Origin of the sequence: Lebetimonas sp. JS085 (genome assembly GCF_000523295.1) — a bacterium.
GTDB lineage: Bacteria > Campylobacterota > Campylobacteria > Campylobacterales > Nautiliaceae > Lebetimonas.
Genome location: NZ_ATHR01000002.1, coordinates 62,093 through 77,964, shown reverse-complemented (window position 1 = coordinate 77,964; position 15,872 = coordinate 62,093). Strand labels below are relative to the sequence as shown.

General features: G+C 33.0%; 17 protein-coding genes. All 17 read right to left on the bottom strand.

Annotation, left to right across the window (positions count from 1 at the left end):
* The gene (locus tag DZ68_RS0109050; protein ID WP_024788279.1) at positions 1-789 is read right to left on the bottom strand and encodes a phosphatidylserine decarboxylase; all 789 of its coding nucleotides are present in this window, start codon (positions 787-789) and stop codon (positions 1-3) included.
* Positions 786-1,772: a phosphoribosylformylglycinamidine cyclo-ligase gene (gene purM, locus DZ68_RS0109045; RefSeq protein WP_024788278.1), complete on the bottom strand. Its 987-nt coding sequence runs from the start codon at positions 1,770-1,772 to the stop codon at positions 786-788. Before purM ends, DZ68_RS0109050 begins: the two co-directional genes overlap by 4 nt.
* Positions 1,756-2,004, bottom strand: a complete 249-nt coding sequence (locus DZ68_RS0109040; protein WP_024788277.1) for a YgaP-like transmembrane domain — start codon at positions 2,002-2,004, stop codon at positions 1,756-1,758. The genes purM and DZ68_RS0109040 overlap by 17 nt, the downstream gene beginning before the upstream one ends.
* A gap of 9 nt (positions 2,005-2,013) precedes the next feature.
* Positions 2,014-2,979: a tryptophan--tRNA ligase gene (gene trpS / locus DZ68_RS0109035; protein ID WP_024788276.1), complete on the bottom strand. Its 966-nt coding sequence runs from the start codon at positions 2,977-2,979 to the stop codon at positions 2,014-2,016.
* Positions 2,976-3,797 carry a TIGR04219 family outer membrane beta-barrel protein gene (locus DZ68_RS0109030; RefSeq protein ID WP_035907586.1) on the bottom strand — a complete coding sequence of 274 codons (822 nt, stop codon included), beginning with the start codon at positions 3,795-3,797 and terminating at the stop codon, positions 2,976-2,978. The genes trpS and DZ68_RS0109030 overlap by 4 nt, the downstream gene beginning before the upstream one ends.
* The gene (gene der / locus DZ68_RS10315) at positions 3,794-5,161 is read right to left on the bottom strand and encodes a ribosome biogenesis GTPase Der (protein WP_035907585.1); all 1,368 of its coding nucleotides are present in this window, start codon (positions 5,159-5,161) and stop codon (positions 3,794-3,796) included. The genes DZ68_RS0109030 and der overlap by 4 nt, the downstream gene beginning before the upstream one ends.
* Positions 5,162-5,205: 44 nt before the next feature.
* Positions 5,206-6,759, bottom strand: a complete 1,554-nt coding sequence (locus DZ68_RS0109020; RefSeq protein ID WP_024788274.1) for a 2-isopropylmalate synthase — start codon at positions 6,757-6,759, stop codon at positions 5,206-5,208.
* Between the two features lie 71 nt (positions 6,760-6,830).
* The gene (gene pssA / locus DZ68_RS0109015) at positions 6,831-7,538 is read right to left on the bottom strand and encodes a CDP-diacylglycerol--serine O-phosphatidyltransferase (RefSeq protein WP_024788273.1); all 708 of its coding nucleotides are present in this window, start codon (positions 7,536-7,538) and stop codon (positions 6,831-6,833) included.
* Positions 7,528-8,169, bottom strand: coding sequence for a phosphatidylserine decarboxylase (locus tag DZ68_RS0109010; protein ID WP_024788272.1), 642 nt, complete (start codon positions 8,167-8,169; stop codon positions 7,528-7,530). Before DZ68_RS0109010 ends, pssA begins: the two co-directional genes overlap by 11 nt.
* On the bottom strand, positions 8,144-10,045 hold the full coding sequence (ftsH, locus tag DZ68_RS0109005; protein WP_024791044.1) for an ATP-dependent zinc metalloprotease FtsH: 1,902 nt from the start codon (positions 10,043-10,045) through the stop codon (positions 8,144-8,146). Before ftsH ends, DZ68_RS0109010 begins: the two co-directional genes overlap by 26 nt.
* Positions 10,046-10,082: 37 nt before the next feature.
* Positions 10,083-10,907, bottom strand: a complete 825-nt coding sequence (locus DZ68_RS0109000) for a 50S ribosomal protein L11 methyltransferase (RefSeq protein ID WP_024788270.1) — start codon at positions 10,905-10,907, stop codon at positions 10,083-10,085.
* Positions 10,897-11,274, bottom strand: a complete 378-nt coding sequence (locus tag DZ68_RS0108995) for a chemotaxis response regulator CheY (protein WP_024788269.1) — start codon at positions 11,272-11,274, stop codon at positions 10,897-10,899. The genes DZ68_RS0109000 and DZ68_RS0108995 overlap by 11 nt, the downstream gene beginning before the upstream one ends.
* A complete protein-coding gene (hisA, locus tag DZ68_RS0108990) occupies positions 11,271-11,987 on the bottom strand; it encodes a 1-(5-phosphoribosyl)-5-[(5-phosphoribosylamino)methylideneamino]imidazole-4-carboxamide isomerase (RefSeq protein ID WP_024788268.1) in 717 nt (238 codons plus the stop codon). Before hisA ends, DZ68_RS0108995 begins: the two co-directional genes overlap by 4 nt.
* The gene (gene hisH / locus DZ68_RS0108985; RefSeq protein ID WP_024788267.1) at positions 11,984-12,595 is read right to left on the bottom strand and encodes an imidazole glycerol phosphate synthase subunit HisH; all 612 of its coding nucleotides are present in this window, start codon (positions 12,593-12,595) and stop codon (positions 11,984-11,986) included. The genes hisA and hisH overlap by 4 nt, the downstream gene beginning before the upstream one ends.
* Before the next feature lie 35 nt (positions 12,596-12,630).
* Positions 12,631-13,527, bottom strand: coding sequence for a PDC sensor domain-containing protein (locus tag DZ68_RS0108980; protein WP_024788266.1), 897 nt, complete (start codon positions 13,525-13,527; stop codon positions 12,631-12,633).
* On the bottom strand, positions 13,518-14,072 hold the full coding sequence (gene maf / locus DZ68_RS0108975) for a septum formation inhibitor Maf (protein ID WP_024788265.1): 555 nt from the start codon (positions 14,070-14,072) through the stop codon (positions 13,518-13,520). Before maf ends, DZ68_RS0108980 begins: the two co-directional genes overlap by 10 nt.
* A 14-nt stretch (positions 14,073-14,086) precedes the next feature.
* Positions 14,087-15,847, bottom strand: a complete 1,761-nt coding sequence (locus DZ68_RS10555; RefSeq protein WP_156920244.1) for a HAMP domain-containing sensor histidine kinase — start codon at positions 15,845-15,847, stop codon at positions 14,087-14,089.
* Positions 15,848-15,872: the final 25 nt, after the last annotated feature.

Here is a 15,872-nt window from a genome sequence, read left to right as displayed (position 1 = left end):
TTAATAAATTTCCCCAAGAATATCTCCTACTTCAACATAATCTTTTTGATTTAAATATTTAAAATGTTCTTTTCCGAAAAACAGCAAAATTGAACTTCCAAATTCAAACCTTCCAAGTTCATCGCCTTTTTTAAGTTTTAAAGGTTTTTCATATTCTATATCAAAAATCTCGTTATAATCTTTTTGAAATTTTTCATCAAAATTTAAAATAATTTTCCCTACTATCATAGCCCCCACCAAAACAATATAAAAATATCTTTCTTTAGAATCCCTGCATCTTAAAACCACTCTTTTATTTTTTGGAAATACAAGCTCTTTTTCCAAAAAAGACGGTTTTACCGGATTAAGTTCACCGGGGATAAATGTAGCCCTCACAATTTCCAAATCTATAGGAACATGAAATCTATGATAGTCACTTGGTGAAAGATATAAATTAATAAAATACCCATTATTTAATTTTGTATCATAAGGAATAAGTTCTTTTAGGGAATATTCTTTTCCTTTTATCTGATAAACCCGATTTTCTTCTATATCGTCATGCGCAATGATTTCACTGTCACTAGGGCTGACGACTATATCGTCTTCTTCATAAAACTCGGTATATTTTTTATGTCTTGTAAATAAATTATTCAATGTTTTATATTTACAGGGATCTTCCGGTTCAAATTCTGACATATCTATTTTATAAAACTTAACATACATTTTATTGATAAAACATTGAATCAATTTAGGGAAAGAGGTGGTTGCTATTTTAACTGCGATATTAGAAATAAAACGGGAGGGGTTCATTTTAGTTTTACTCCTTTTTTACCTTGTTGAATTTTTCCTATAAAATAAGCATCAGAGTTTTTTATTATTTCATCCGCATTTTCTTCACTTATTGCAAAAATCATTCCAACACCCATATTAAACGTTCTGAACATCTCTTCTTCATCTATATATTTTCTCATATATTCAAAAATAGGTAACACTTTTATTTTATCTTTGTAAACAACTGCTTCTAAATTTTCAGGCAATACCCTTGGGAAATTTTCAACTATTCCTCCTCCTGTAATATGAGCAAGAGCATGAAGCAGAGGCTTGAATTGTTTAAATTCTTTTACATAAATTCTTGTTGGGGTTAAAAGAATATCAATAAGTTTTTTTCCGTTAATTTCATCATCAAATTTCATGTTTAATTTATCAAAAAACAGTTTTCTGACAAGCGAATATCCGTTTGAATGTATTCCGCTGCTTGGCAGTGCCAAAAGAATATCACCTTCTTTTACTTTCGGGTTAAGTTCGTCTTCCTCTGCAATTCCGACGGCAAATCCTGCCAAATCAAAATCCCCTTCATTATACATTCCAGGCATTTCTGCAGTCTCTCCCCCGATTAGGGCACACTCGCTTAGTTTACAACCCTTGGCAATTCCTTTAACCACATCTGCAGCCTCATTTACTTCGAGTTTTGCTGTTGCATAATAATCTAAAAAGAAAAGAGGCTCCCCGAAATTACAGATTAAATCATTTACACACATTGCAACTAAATCAATTCCTATGCAATCAAACTTTTTAGCGTCAATCGCAAGTTTTAGTTTTGTGCCGACCCCGTCTGTTGCACCGAGTAAAACAGGTTTTTTATATCCGGCTGGAAGCCTGAAAGCTCCTGCAAAACTTCCTATGTTACCGACAACATTTTTATTAAACGTCTCTTTTACAAAAGGTTTTATTTTTTCAACAAAACTGTTTCCTTTGTCAATATCAACCCCCGCTTCTTTATAACTGATTTTCATTTTTTTCTTCCTTACATTCGCAGTAACAGCTTCCAAAAATTTTATTAAGCAGCCATGTTGACGGACAAAAATCAAAAACACCGTAAATAACAAACATTATTGCAATAAATGCAAGCAAAATAAGTGCTGCTAAATTGTATCCTTTTGCAAGCAAACCCAAAATTAAAAGCATCATAAACGCTATTAAAAATCTTTGAAGTCTTTCGCCACATGCAAATTTTTTAGCTTTCATTTTTCTCCTTTAAAATATTACCTTATTAACTTCTTCCATTTTTTCGTTTGCAATATTTCCAGCTTTTTTATTTCCTTCATTTATTATATCCAAAATCATACTCTCATTTAAAGATGCCTTTTTTTCTCTGATTGGAGAAAGCAATTCATTTATTTTGGCGGCACATCTTTTTTTACATTCCACACATCCAATAGTTCCCGCCCTGCATTCTTTTTCAATTTCCACGACTTCTTCTTTGTTAAATGCATTATGGTAATCAAAAATTATACACACTTCAGGATGCCCGGGGTCTGTTTTTTTAATCCTTGCAGGGTCCGTTTTAGCCATCCTAACTTTAGCCCAAATGGTTTTTTCATCGTCATCCAGATATATTGCGTTATTAAAACTTTTGGACATTTTTCTGCCGTCAAGCCCGGGAAGTCTAGGTATTTCTGTCAGAAGTTCTTTTGGTTCAGTAAATATTTCTTTTTTAAACATATAATGAAACCTTCTTACAATTTCCCTAGCAAGCTCAAGATGGGGTTTCTGATCTTCACCGATAGGCACCAGATTTGCATCATAAAGAATAATGTCTGCTGTCTGCAGTACAGGATATGTTAAAAATCCCGCATTATTTTTTTCTCTGTATTCAGGCTGATTCATTGCGTCTTTATATGTGGGGTTTCTCTCTAACCAGCTAACAGGCGTTATCATATTTAAAACTAAATAAAGCTCGGCATGAGCTTTTATATCACTCTGTCTGAAAAGAATTGATTTTTTTGGATCAATTCCGCATGCTATCCATTCTTTTACAAGTTCAATGCTGAGTTCATTTAAATCAAGCCCTTCGTCATATTTCGTGGAAAGTGCATGCCAGTCGGCCACAAAATAAAAAGTGTCATATTTTTCTTGAAGTGCAACCCAGTTTTTAAGAACCCCTATAAAATGTCCCAAATGAAGTTTACCTGTTGGCCTCATTCCGCTTACAATTCTCAAAACTTAGCTCCTATTTCGGCAAAATAGCCTTTGTATTGTAATTTTGTTTTATTATCTCCATCTACCCCGTAAGCTTCTTTATATCTGTATCCCATTTTTAGAAACAAAGGAATTTTATCAAATTTATACTTAATTCCCGCTAAATAATCATAATGGTGATTATCCCCCGCTTTTGCCCATTTTACATATCCAAGGGCTGAAAACCCGAAAAAACTCATTGTTTCAACATTTGCATACAGATATGGAAGCGCCACAAACCAGTTTTTATTAATATGGGTGCTTCCAAGAGTTTTTACAATATTTCCGTTAACAATCGCAGCATTGTCACCGTCAATTTTGGTATTACCTTGCCACAAATCAGCGCCAAATCCGGCTTCTATATCGGCAACCACCGGTTTAAATTCATAAAACAGTGTTAAATCATAAGAGTTTATATTCATTTTGGAACTTACATCGGTGAGTCCAGAGGGAATATTTACATCTCCGAAAATTTTTACTCCTCCTGCAACCCATTTACTATGGCCAGTTGTGTTGTATTTTGTATATTGTAATTTAATATTTGGCAAAATTGGCACAGGATGAATCAGTTTTACCCAGATATAAGGGTTGTTTTTATTATCAAACCCTAAATCCCCTGTGTTTTGATTTCCGTCATTTTGAGCGGATGAATTATTAAAATAATTTATCACATTTCCGTTTTTTACATATCCGTCTATTTTTTGCTGCTCGTATCCCGCACCCGCACTGACACTCAACATATCAGCATTTGCAAAAGTAACCGCTCCCGCACAAATTAAAGCTAAAGATAATTTTTTCATTTTTTTTCTCCTTTTTCTTTTGGGATTAATACAATAGGTGTTCCTCTAAAATCTTCTTTATTCCTTAAGAAATTTATCAGATATCTCTCATAAGAAAAATGAAGTTTAGCTCTGTTCATAATTAAAGCTATGGTAGGAGGCTTTGTTTTAAACTGGGTTGCATAATAAATTTTACTCTCCCTACCTCTTACATCCGTAGGCAGATGATGCCTTATAGTCGCTTCTTTAATCCATTCGTTGAGAAGCGAAGTAGGAATTCTTTTTGAATAATTTTTATAAACAAAAGAAAGCTTTTCTTTTAATTTGTCTATATTTCTTTTTGTCTTGGCGCTTACAGCCATAAAAGGGGCAAAATCTAAATATTTAAACCTGTATCTTACTTCACTTTCAAACTTTTTATAATCCATAGACGTTTCATCCCATTTATTTGCAACAATTATCGCCCCGGTTTTAAATTTTTGGATAAGAGAGCCTATTTTTTCATCAAGTTCAACTATACCTTCTTTGGCGTCAATAACCAATACGGCGATATCGGCTTCTTTTAAAACTTCTTCCGTTCTAATCAGGGCATATTTTTCTATATCTTTAATTTTGCTTCTTCTTCTGATACCTGCGGTATCAACAAAAGTTATATGATATCCGTTGAAATAAATATTTTCATCAATAGGGTCGATTGTAGTCCCGTCAACTTCGCTTACTATTGCCCGCTCTTCCCCAACCAGTGCGTTAAGAAGTGAACTTTTACCCACATTTACCCTGCCTATAATTGCCACTTTTATCTCTTTAATATCCTCTAAATTTTCATTACTCTCACTTAACAGTTCTTCCAAAGGAATGTCTTGTTCAAATTCGCTTACTTCAAATACCTGTTTTTTAGGGATAAATTTTTTTATTCTTTCAATCAGTTTTCCTACACCCCTGTTATGGGAAACGGAAATAGGGTATATTTCTTTTACACCCAGTTCATAAAAATCATAAACTTTTTCTTTTAATTTGTCGTTATCTATTTTGTTTACAACCAATATAATATTTTTATTTAATTTCTGAAGAGTTCTTATATATTTTTTTTCATCTTCATCGGGCAGACTTCTCCCGTCAACCATATAAAGCAGTATATCTGTATCTTTTGCTATTTGAAGGGCTTTGTCTTTTACTTTCTCAAACAGTTCATCCCGCTCTTCAAGCCCTCCCGTATCCATTATAACAACATCTTCAAGTTCATCATCCAAACTGATAATTCTTTTTTTTATATCTCTTGTGGTTCCGGCTTTTTCACTGATTACAGCATCTCTCTTTCTTAAAATTCTGTTAAAAAGAGAGCTTTTACCAACATTCGGCTTACCGAGAATGGCTATTTTTTTCAACTTTATTCCTCATCTTTAATTTTTAATTTTTCACTTTTCATTATTTAAATACTGTCTTTATAACTGATTTTTTTAGACAGTAAATCTTTCATATGCAAATAATTGTTAAGTGCGTTTATATATGCTTTTGCACTTGCTACCATTGTATCGATGCTTAGTCCATGCCCCATAACCGCGGGTTTATTTTCATCAAAAACAACTTTTACCATAACTTTGGCCAAAGCGTCTTTACCTTCGCTTACAGCTTCAACTTTATAATCCATTAGTTTTCCGTTAATACCGCTTATCCTGTCTATTACTTTAAATATGGCATCAATGGTACCTTTACCTATTGCCGCATCTACGTAAATTTTATCTTCGAATTTAATCTTGGCAGCGGCACTCGCCATACCGTCACTGCAATCACTTAGCTGAAGTGAAAGGAGTTCATAAGTTTTAGGTGTTTTATCAAACGCATCATTCATGAGTGCCAAAATATCTTCATCATAAACTTCTTTTTTCTTATCTGCAAGTTTTTTAAATTTCATAAATATTTCATTCAATTCTTCATCACTTAAGTTACTAAATCCCAAAGCCTCAAGTTTTTTCTTAAACGCATGTCTTCCGCTGTGTTTTCCAAGAACAAGGGTGTCTTTTATATCAAGCCCTATATCCTCCGCCTTCATAATCTCATATGTTTCTTTATGTTTAAGTACACCGTCCTGGTGGATTCCGCTTTCATGGGCAAATGCGTTTCTTCCCACTATGGCCTTATTCGGTTGCGGTTCTATTCCAGTAACGTTTGAGACAAGCCTGCTTGTCGGATAAATTTCTTTTGTATTTATCCTTGTATCAATTCCATCAAACAAATCCCTTCTTACTTTAATGGCCATTACAATTTCTTCAAGTGCGGCGTTTCCAGCCCTCTCTCCCAAACCGTTAATGGTACATTCAACCTGTCTCGCCCCGTTTAACACACTGTAAAGTGAATTGGCGGTGGCAAGCCCGAGATCGTTATGACAATGTACTGAAAAAATAATATCTTTTGGAAAATATTCAACCAGTTCTTTTATCATTTCCCCCATTTCTGTTGGAAATCTGTAACCTACCGTATCAGGAATATTAATCGTTTTTGCCCCCGCTTCAATAACGGCACTGATAATCTCTTTTAAAAAGCCCATCTCGCTTCTTCCCGCATCTTCGCAGGAAAATTCCACGTCATCAACAAAGCTTCTTGAATATTCAACCGCCCTGACGGCTCTTTTTATTACTTCATCGGGGCTCATTTTTAGTTTATATTCCATATGAATTGGACTTGTTGCAATAAATGTGTGAATTCGTTTAAAAGGGGCCGGCTCTATCGCCTTAGCAGCGGCTTCAATATCCTTATCCAAAGCCCTGGCCAAAGAACAGACAGTTGAATTATTAACCTCTTTTGCAATATTGTTTATTGCTTCAAAATCACCCGGACTTGCTGCGGCAAATCCTGCTTCGATAATATCAACTTTTAATTTTTCAAGCTGAAGTGCAACTTTTATTTTTTCTTCGATAGTCATAGATGCGCCTGGGGATTGCTCCCCGTCTCTTAATGTGGTATCAAAAATTTTAACCATTTCCATAATATATCCTTTTTATAAAAAATTTTTATAAAATTTTATCATATTTTAAAAATTTTTTCAATGGAAAAAAATTATCCTTTATATTTCCCGGCTTTAATGTATCCTTTTATTCCCCTGTATACCCCGTAAAAAGCATAAATGCTCAAATACAGGGCTATTGCTTCGGTAGGGAAAAGATAAAGTAAAGAAGCCGCCAAGATAATTAAAACCAAAATTTTTATTGCCAGATTTTTATTAAAATCAATTTTTTTAAAACTTGGATATCTGAAATTACTGACCATTAAAAAAGCCAAAAACAAAGCCCCTGTTAAAATTAGAATATTAAAATGACTCTGATATCTTATATCAAGCATTATCCACGAGCTTAAAACCACCGCCGCCGTCGGAATTGGAAGCCCTATAAAAAATCTCGGGTCGTTCATGGAAGTTGTCACATTGAATCTTGCAAGTCTTATTGCGCCAAAAACAACAAAAAGTCCGCTGATCAGTGCCCCAAATCTTCCGTAATTCTTACCGATTGAGAAAAAAAGCATCATAGCAGGTGCCATTCCAAATGCAATTAAATCAGCCAATGAATCAAATTCTACGCCAAATTTTGAAGTTGTGTTTGTAATTCTTGCTATTCTTCCGTCAAGTCCGTCGGCAACCAGCGAAAAAAGTATATAAATATAAGCTTTTTCAAATTTACCCTGAGATGCGGCAATCACGCTCATTACACCAAAAAAAGCACTAAGGGCCGTAAAAAAATTAGGTAAAATATATGCCAATTTAATTTTCATTCAAATATCCTATTAAACTCTCCCCTGCTTTTACTTTTTGAAATTCGGTTATTTTTATTACAGAGTTTTTAGGCACATACAAATCAACCTGACTTCCAAACATTATCATACCATAACGCTCGGAGAGTTTTATTTTTCCTAAATCTCTAAACATTATAATCCTTCTTGTTAAAAAACCGGCTATCTGATTAACAACAACACTTTGTGCCCCTTCAAACAAAACCCTGTTTTGTTCGTTAAGCTCACTTGATTTTTCATCTGCAATATTTAAAAACAACCCGTGAATATATTCTCTTGCATCAATCTTCCCATCTATAGGACTTCTTTGTACATGCACATCAAAAATGGATAGCCTTATCGAAATTTTAATCATTTCTTTATTTAAAATAGGGGCTTTGGTCTCTGTTATCTCTACAATTTCCCCGTCGGCCGGAGAAATTATTACATTTTCACCAACTTCATCGGGAATTCTTTCCGGATTTCTGAAAAAATATACAAAAAATGCAAAAATAATAAAAAAGAGTATCTGCCAAAATGCACCGAATCCAAAAATAAGGCTGATTAAAAATATTACACCTGCAGGAATAATAAAGGGATACCCTTCTTTAAGAATTATTTCCGTTTTCTTCATTATCACCTTCTTTTTTAGAATCTTTATACTCTTTTATAAGTTCTCTTACCCTTGAACCGTCTATAACCTCTTTTTCATAAAGCTCTTTTACCATTTGTTCAATAACAGGCGCATATTCTTTAAGTATATTTTTAACATGCCCATAACGCTCGCTTAAAAAATTTTTTACAAAAACGTCAATTTCTTCCTGGGTTTTTTCTGAATAATCACGGCTTTGTCCAAACCCTCCGCCTAAAAATCTGTTTGTCTGTTTTTCTAAAACCATTAACCCGGCCACATCACTCATACCGTAAATCATTACCATTGATTTTATAATGTCGGTTGCCCTCTCTAAGTCGTTACTTGCACCTGTTGAAATTTCTTTAATAAACACCTCTTCACTGGCCCTGCCTCCGAGCAGTGTATCAATTTGAGCAATAAGTTCGCTTTTGCTCATCAGATATTTGTCTTCTTCGGGAAGGTTTAATGTATAACCGAGCGCGGCCAGACCTCTTGGAACGATTGAAACTTTTTTTACTTTTCTGGCTTTAGGAGTAACTTCTGCAATTATTGCATGCCCGCTTTCATGATATGCCACTGTTTTTTTATCGTTTTCGTTAAGACGTCTACTTTTCTTTTCAAGTCCCGCAATCTGTCTTTCAACCGCTTCGACAAATTCACTTTGGTTTACTTCTTTTTTATTTTTTCTACCCGCAAGCAAAGCGGCTTCGTTTACTATATTCGCAAGGTCTGCCCCGGCAAGTCCCGCCGTCATTCTGGCTATTTCTTCCAGATTAACGTCACTGCCCATTTTAATTTTTTTAACATGGACTTTTAATATCTGTACCCTTCCTTCAAAATCAGGTTTATCCACCAATACCTGTCTGTCAAATCTTCCGGGTCTAAGTAAAGCAGGGTCTAATATTTCAGGCCTGTTTGTCGCCGCTAAAACAATTACAGGGTCGTTTGAATCAAACCCGTCCATTTCCGCAAGCAGCTGGTTTAAAGTCTGCTCCCTTTCGTCATTTCCGCCAAACTGACCGGCTGCAGCCCTGCTTTTACCGATAGCGTCAATTTCATCTATAAAAATTATGCTCGGCGCCTCTTTTTTAGCCTGGTTAAACAAATCCCTGACCCTTGCCGCACCGACACCTACAAACATTTCTATAAAACTGCTGCCGTTTACGGCGAAAAACGGAACATCTGCCTCACCCGCAACCGCTTTTGCAAGAAGAGTTTTTCCTGTCCCGGGAGGCCCGATGAGTAAAACACCTTTTGGAATTTTTGCACCTAAAGCCGTATATCTGTCAGGATTTTTAAGAAAATCCACTATTTCTTTTACCTCTTCTTTGGCTTCATCGTTTCCGGCGACATCATCAAATGTAACATCTGGTTTTTCGCTTTTTATAAGCCCTTTTGCACTTCCTGCGCCGAAAACTCCCCCCATACCTTTTTGCATTCTGCTTGCCAAAAACATCCAAATTGCAAAAAATATAAATATAGGAATAATCCAGCCGAAAATCAAATCGTTAAGCCAGTTGCTGGATTCTGGCAGGGCGCCGTAAGGAATAGAATTTTTATCCAGAATTGTAATTAAACTCGGATCATTCGGAACTTTAGGAACTGTTATAATTGTTCCGTCTTTTAATTTAACTTTTAAATATGTTTTTCCTATAGCAACATAGCTTAACTGTTTTTCTTTTGCAAGTTTTTTAACATCGGAATATGTTATACTCATAACGGCCGGTTTTCCGGAAACAAGCTCGGAAACGCTGCTTTCGGCACTTGGTGCAATACTTCTAAAAATTAAAATTATAACAACCGCAAAAATTATAAATAAAAGAAGCGGATTTTTATTAAAAAAATTATCATTGTTATTTTTATTGTTTTTTGGCATCTATATCCTTTAATTTAAATTCAACATTCAACATTTATCATTCAACATTTTTTAAAATCAGTGTTACCCATTCATTATCGGGTATTTCCTCAATAAATTCAAATTCTTTATATTTTTCCAAAACTATGTTTTTATATTTGTTAATTATACCAGAAAGAATTAAATAACCGTTAACCCGTTTTTTTAAATCATTCGCCATAAAAATTAAAATATCGGCTATTATATTTGCAACGACCACATCATATTTTTCATCGGTATCTCCTGCACTTCCCACCCAAATTTTATTAAATTCAACATTGTTTAGCCTAAAATTTTCTTTTGCACTTTTAACAGCCAGTTCATCTGTATCGCACAAATTTACGACAGCTCCTTTTTTTGCAGCCACAATGGATAAAATACCGCTGCCGCACCCGACATCCAGTAATGTATTATCTTTTTTTACATATTTGTTAATCGCCTTTACACAGCTTCTGGTTGTTTCATGATGCCCGCTTCCAAAAGCAAGTGCGGGGTCAATTATTATATTTTCTTTATCATTTTTATTTTTATACCAGCTCGGATGAATATAAAACCCGCCTATTTCAATAGGTTTTATCGATTTTTTATAATTTTCTATCCAGTCAATATTTGATTTTTTTTCTACATTTGTTTTTATATTTATATTTGTATTAAAAATCTCTTCCAATGCACTCACATATTCTTTTAATTCTTCAATTAAAGGTTCAAAATTATCTTCACTCCTTAAAACAAGAGTGTTTTCTTTCTCTTCGATACCGTTATTAAACCTTTCAATCAAAAAATTTTCTATTTCATCTTTAAAAGAATCAGTCTGCACACTTAATTCAAAATAATTATCCTTCATTTTTACCGAGAACCCCTTCAAGCTTTTCTTTTAAAACCTGTGGTGTGAAAGGCTTTACAATATAATTGTTTACGCCAGCTTTAAGTGCTGTGATAACCTCTTTTTTACCGCCTTCTGTTGTTACCATAATTATAGGCAGAGATTTATATCTCTCTTCAGCCCTTATTTTTTTCACAAGCTCAAGTCCGTTCATATTGGGCATATTCCAGTCCGTTATAACCACCCTAATATCGGGATTTGACTGAAGTGCGTCCCATGCCTCAATACCGTCTCCCGCCTGAATTACATCTTTATATCCGAGTCTTGCCAACGTATTTTGAATAATTCTTCTCATAGTTGAGCTGTCGTCCACAACTAAAATTTTCATTTTTCCTCCTTAAATAACTCAAATAATTTTTTTAAATCTATTTTTCCCTCATAAAAAGCTTTTCCGACAATTACTCCGTAAATATTTTTTTCTTTGGCTTTTATTATGTCTTCTTCACTTGCCACCCCGCCGCTTGCAATAACCTTTTTTTTAGAAGCGTTTTGAATATTTAAAACAAAATCGAGATTAAGCCCTTTTAAAGTGCCGTCTTTACTTATATCTGTTGCAATTATACATTCAATTTGGGATTTTTCAAACTTTTTAGCCAGTTCTTCGGCTTTTATATTTTCTTTTTTCCCCCATCCGCTTACGGCCACATATCCGTCTTTTGCGTCTATTCCGACGGCAATAGGATATTTTTCAGCCAATTCTATAACCATTTCGGGATTTTTTGCGGCGACACTTCCCAAAATCAATCTGTTAATACCCAAATCCAAATATTTTTTTATTGTATCTTCATCTCTTATTCCACCTCCGAGCTGAATTTTCAAAGATGTGTTTTTTCTAATTTCCTCAATTGCTTTAATATTCTGGGGGCTTCCTTTAAATGCTCCGTTTAAATCCACCATATGAAGCCATTTTGCCCCCATATCTTCAAACTGTTTTGCAAAATTTAGCGGATTTTCGCTGTATATTTTTGCACTGTTCATTTCACCTTTTGTAAGCCTTACGGCCTTACCGTCTTTTAAATCTATTGCAGGAAAAATTATCATTTTATGCCTTTTACAAAATTCTCGAGTATTTTAAGCCCGGCGTTGTGGCTTTTTTCAGGATGGGGCTGAAAGCCGTATACATTGTCTTTATTCACCGCACTGACAAATTCATAACCGTAAATTGTTTTACCTATAACATATTTTTCATCACATACCACATGATAAGAATGGACGAAATATAAATACGGATTGTCCAAATCATTAAAAAGAGGCGAATTTTTGGCAAAAAACATTTTATTCCATCCCATATGCGGAATTTTATGCCCTTTCACCCTGCTTTTATCAAATTTAACCACTTCACCCTCTATAATTCCAAGCCCTTCATGTATGCCGAATTCTTCACTTTTTTCAAACAGCAGCTGCATCCCGAGACACACACCCAAAACAGGCCTGCCGGTATTTATAAATTCCCTCATGGCCTCATCCAGACCCGTTTTTTTTAAAAAATCGGCCGCATCGCCAAAAGCTCCGACTCCCGGAAAAATTAATTTGTCAAAAATTTTCAGCCTTTCAGGTGCTTTGACAACCTCAGCTTTTACACCGATTTTATCAAAAGCGTTTTTTACACTTGCCAAATTTCCCATATTATAATCAACTATTCCTATCATTTATTTCCTTTTTTTTTCTCACAACTCACAACTCACTATTTTATATCCTTACCCACATTTTTCATATAATAAGCCAGAGCGAATAAAAGAAGTGTTACAGCACTTATCAAAATTGCCGCATAAATAAGCATTTGCGGGGCGACCATGGCAAATTTAAATACAAGCATAAGCCCTTCGATTGCCAAAGCTATTATAATACTTCCCAAAAATTTAATCATCGTTTTATGAATGGCAAAAGGGTGTTCTTCCTTTTCTCCGACCACTTCTTCGCTCAATATGGTTTTAACCAAATCAAATATTGCTAAAGAAAGTGTTATTAAAATTGTCGATTCAAACATTTTTTTGACATCGATATTGTTAATCGTATACACAAAAAACATTTTAACACCGTAATAAAACAATAAAACCACAATGGCAAACAGTGCGGCGCTGAACATTGCATAAATAAGTCTGTTGAAATTATTAAACCAGACATCACCTTTTTCTTTGTGAATAAATTTCAAAATTTTCTCCAAAGGAATATCAATTACAGCCACATAGAGCAATTCACCTTTATTGTTAAAAACAGGTAAAGCCGCACTTACAACAATTTCCCCTCCTATAAGACTCGGATAAGGATCTGTCAAAATACATTTTTTCTCTTTTACAGCTTTATAAAAATATGTCCTGTTTGACTGGTTAAATTCTATATCATAATTTTTAAAACTCTCTTTATTTGTAATCATTTTGCTTATCTGTTTTCCGCTCGCATCCAAAATATAAGCGGCGTTGGCTTCGGGAAGTTCATTTATAATTCTTTTTAACCCTTCATATATTACATCAACCCCGATATTTGGCAATTTGTTTGGTATGTTTCTTTGCATTAAATAACAAAAATAGGCTCTTGCCTCTTTTCTGATTTTTTGAAAATCCTGAATTTCTTTTATATACATTTTTCTTCCTTTAATATTTTTACTAATTCTTCAATGCAAAGTCCCATTGCTGTTGATTCATACCCTTTTACATTTTTTATATATTTTTTACAAAACCCTTCCACCATACATGCTCCGGCTTTTCCTACCCATTCATTGGAATTTAAATAATTTTCCAAATCAGTTTTATCAAATTCATAAAATTCATAAATGGTTTCATCAACTCTTCCGTAAACTTTAGAATTTATTTTAATCCACATGGAAGTTATGATTTTAATATTTTCTCCACTTTGTTGTAAAAGTATTTTTCTTGCATCTTCACGGGATTTTGCTTTTCTTAAAATATTCCTGCCGTCACTTACAACCGTATCGGCGGTTATAATATTATCATTAAAACATTTGATACATTCTTTAAATTTTCCAAAACTTGCATTTACCACAAATTCATACGGGTCTTTAAACACCAGTTTGTCTTCATCAAAACTACAGTTTTTTTGAATAAAATCAATACCGGCGTTTTTTAATAATTCAGCCCTTGTAACAGAAGAAGAACAAAGTATCAGCATAAAACCCTTTTTAACTAAAATTTTACCAAAAATTGATATTCAAAAATATTTTTTTCATTTTGATAAAAATGAGAATATTTAATATTATATTTTTCACAAATTTTTTTAACAATATTCAACCCTATTCCCAAACCTCTTTTATGGGGCTGCTCTCTGTAATTTTTTTCAAAAATATTTTTTGAATCTTTTATTTTTTCACCGATGGTAGCAAATTTTAAAACAAATTTATTTTTATATTTTTTTAATGAAACAATAATCTCTTTACCTTTTGAATATTTAACGGCATTTGAAATATTATTGTCAATAACCCTCTCAAGCTCTATTTTGTTTATATTAAATATACAGTTTTCATCAATATCTGAGAGAAAATTTTTATTATGAGATTTTGCGATGCTGAAAAAATATTCTATTCTTTCTTTCAGTACCGATGCAATGTCAATATTTTCTGGTTTATATTCAACAACATTATTCGAAGATATATAAGCCAAATCCTCATAAGAATTACTGAGCATGGAAACAGAAGCTTCTATTTCATCTAAAATTTCTTCTTCCCCGCAGGATTCCCTTAGCAGTTCCACATTTAACAAAATAACATTAAGAGGTGTTCTTATCTGATGTATGGTGTCTACAACAAATCTTCTGTTTAAATATAAAAGTTTTTTATTTTTTTCTATTTCATCATTTAATTTTTCAAAAAGTTTATTATAACTGGTTTGAAATTCCGCTATTTCTTTTATAAAAGATTCATTCATTTTACATTTTCTGTTGTCTTTAAACGCTTTGGCCAATAAATCCAACTTTTTAATAAAATATTTTTTTGCAAAAAAATACATTAAAATAATAAATACAGCCATTAAAACAAAAATTATCCAAAAATTTTTAAAAAGTCTTCTTTCAGCCGTTTTTAAAGGAGTTAGGTTAAAATCTGTTTCAATTATCATTCTATTGTCTTTATTGTTTATAATCCCGTTTATTAATACAAATATTTTAAGGGTGTTGCCTCTTATTTTATAAATCATATTGTTATGCTTTTTAAAAACAGATACGATTTTATTTAATATTTCAATATTGCTTTTTTTTGCGATGTCTTTATTATTACTAAAATACAATAAAAAATTTTTTGAATAATTACAAAGCTCATTTACAGAAAGTTTTTTCTGATAACGGTTTTTGAAATTTATGGGATAGACTAGATATCTGTCCACAAAATAAATTTTTAAATTGTTAAGAGCAGGCTTTAAAAATTTATAAATTTTTTTTAATTTTGGGTAAATATCCACCACATAAGCCAACTGAAGCAGATATTTACCGTCCGAAGAACGGATTAAATAATATTTTTTTAAATTTTTTGAAGCAATATCCAGATGTATATAAGAAATATCTATTTTTTCTTTGCCGTTGAAAACATTGTCCAAAACTTTCTTATAAGCTGGGAAATGGCCTAAATCATAACCTATATCCGGCTGATACGTGCCGTTTATTATTTTATAATTTCTGTCTATTTGAAAAATCTCATATTTCCCCCTCTCAAGAGATGAATTTAAAATTTTTGCCGCCTGAGAAATATTAAATTTTCCGTTTTTATAAAACTTATTTAATTTAAATGTATTTTTGATGTTTAATTGTTCATGGATTTTATATATATATAAAGCCTTATCAAAAATATTTTTAAATTTGTCTTTAATTTTAAGGGCTTCTATTTTATGTTTGTTTATAAAATTGTTTCTCAGAATTTGTTCAGATTTATAATATTGAATATATACTATAGACCCCATTAATAAAAAAAAGGTAAAGAAAAAA

Bases quoted from the DNA above. Each gene is read 5' to 3' on its own strand.
- DZ68_RS0109050 (WP_024788279.1), bottom strand. From the start codon at position 789: ATGAACCCCTCCCGTTTTATTTCTAATATCGCAGTTAAAATAGCAACC.
- purM (WP_024788278.1), bottom strand. From the start codon at position 1,772: ATGAAAATCAGTTATAAAGAAGCGGGGGTTGATATTGACAAAGGAAAC.
- DZ68_RS0109040 (WP_024788277.1), bottom strand. From the start codon at position 2,004: ATGAAAGCTAAAAAATTTGCATGTGGCGAAAGACTTCAAAGATTTTTA.
- DZ68_RS0109030 (WP_035907586.1), bottom strand. From the start codon at position 3,797: ATGAAAAAATTATCTTTAGCTTTAATTTGTGCGGGAGCGGTTACTTTT.
- DZ68_RS0109020 (WP_024788274.1), bottom strand. From the start codon at position 6,759: ATGGAAATGGTTAAAATTTTTGATACCACATTAAGAGACGGGGAGCAA.
- pssA (WP_024788273.1), bottom strand. From the start codon at position 7,538: ATGAAAATTAAATTGGCATATATTTTACCTAATTTTTTTACGGCCCTT.
- DZ68_RS0109010 (WP_024788272.1), bottom strand. From the start codon at position 8,169: ATGAAGAAAACGGAAATAATTCTTAAAGAAGGGTATCCCTTTATTATT.
- ftsH (WP_024791044.1), bottom strand. From the start codon at position 10,045: ATGCCAAAAAACAATAAAAATAACAATGATAATTTTTTTAATAAAAAT.
- DZ68_RS0109000 (WP_024788270.1), bottom strand. From the start codon at position 10,907: ATGAAGGATAATTATTTTGAATTAAGTGTGCAGACTGATTCTTTTAAA.
- DZ68_RS0108995 (WP_024788269.1), bottom strand. From the start codon at position 11,274: ATGAAAATTTTAGTTGTGGACGACAGCTCAACTATGAGAAGAATTATT.
- hisA (WP_024788268.1), bottom strand. From the start codon at position 11,987: ATGATAATTTTTCCTGCAATAGATTTAAAAGACGGTAAGGCCGTAAGG.
- hisH (WP_024788267.1), bottom strand. From the start codon at position 12,595: ATGATAGGAATAGTTGATTATAATATGGGAAATTTGGCAAGTGTAAAA.
- DZ68_RS0108980 (WP_024788266.1), bottom strand. From the start codon at position 13,527: ATGTATATAAAAGAAATTCAGGATTTTCAAAAAATCAGAAAAGAGGCA.
- maf (WP_024788265.1), bottom strand. From the start codon at position 14,072: ATGCTGATACTTTGTTCTTCTTCTGTTACAAGGGCTGAATTATTAAAA.
- DZ68_RS10555 (WP_156920244.1), bottom strand. From the start codon at position 15,847: ATGGGGTCTATAGTATATATTCAATATTATAAATCTGAACAAATTCTG.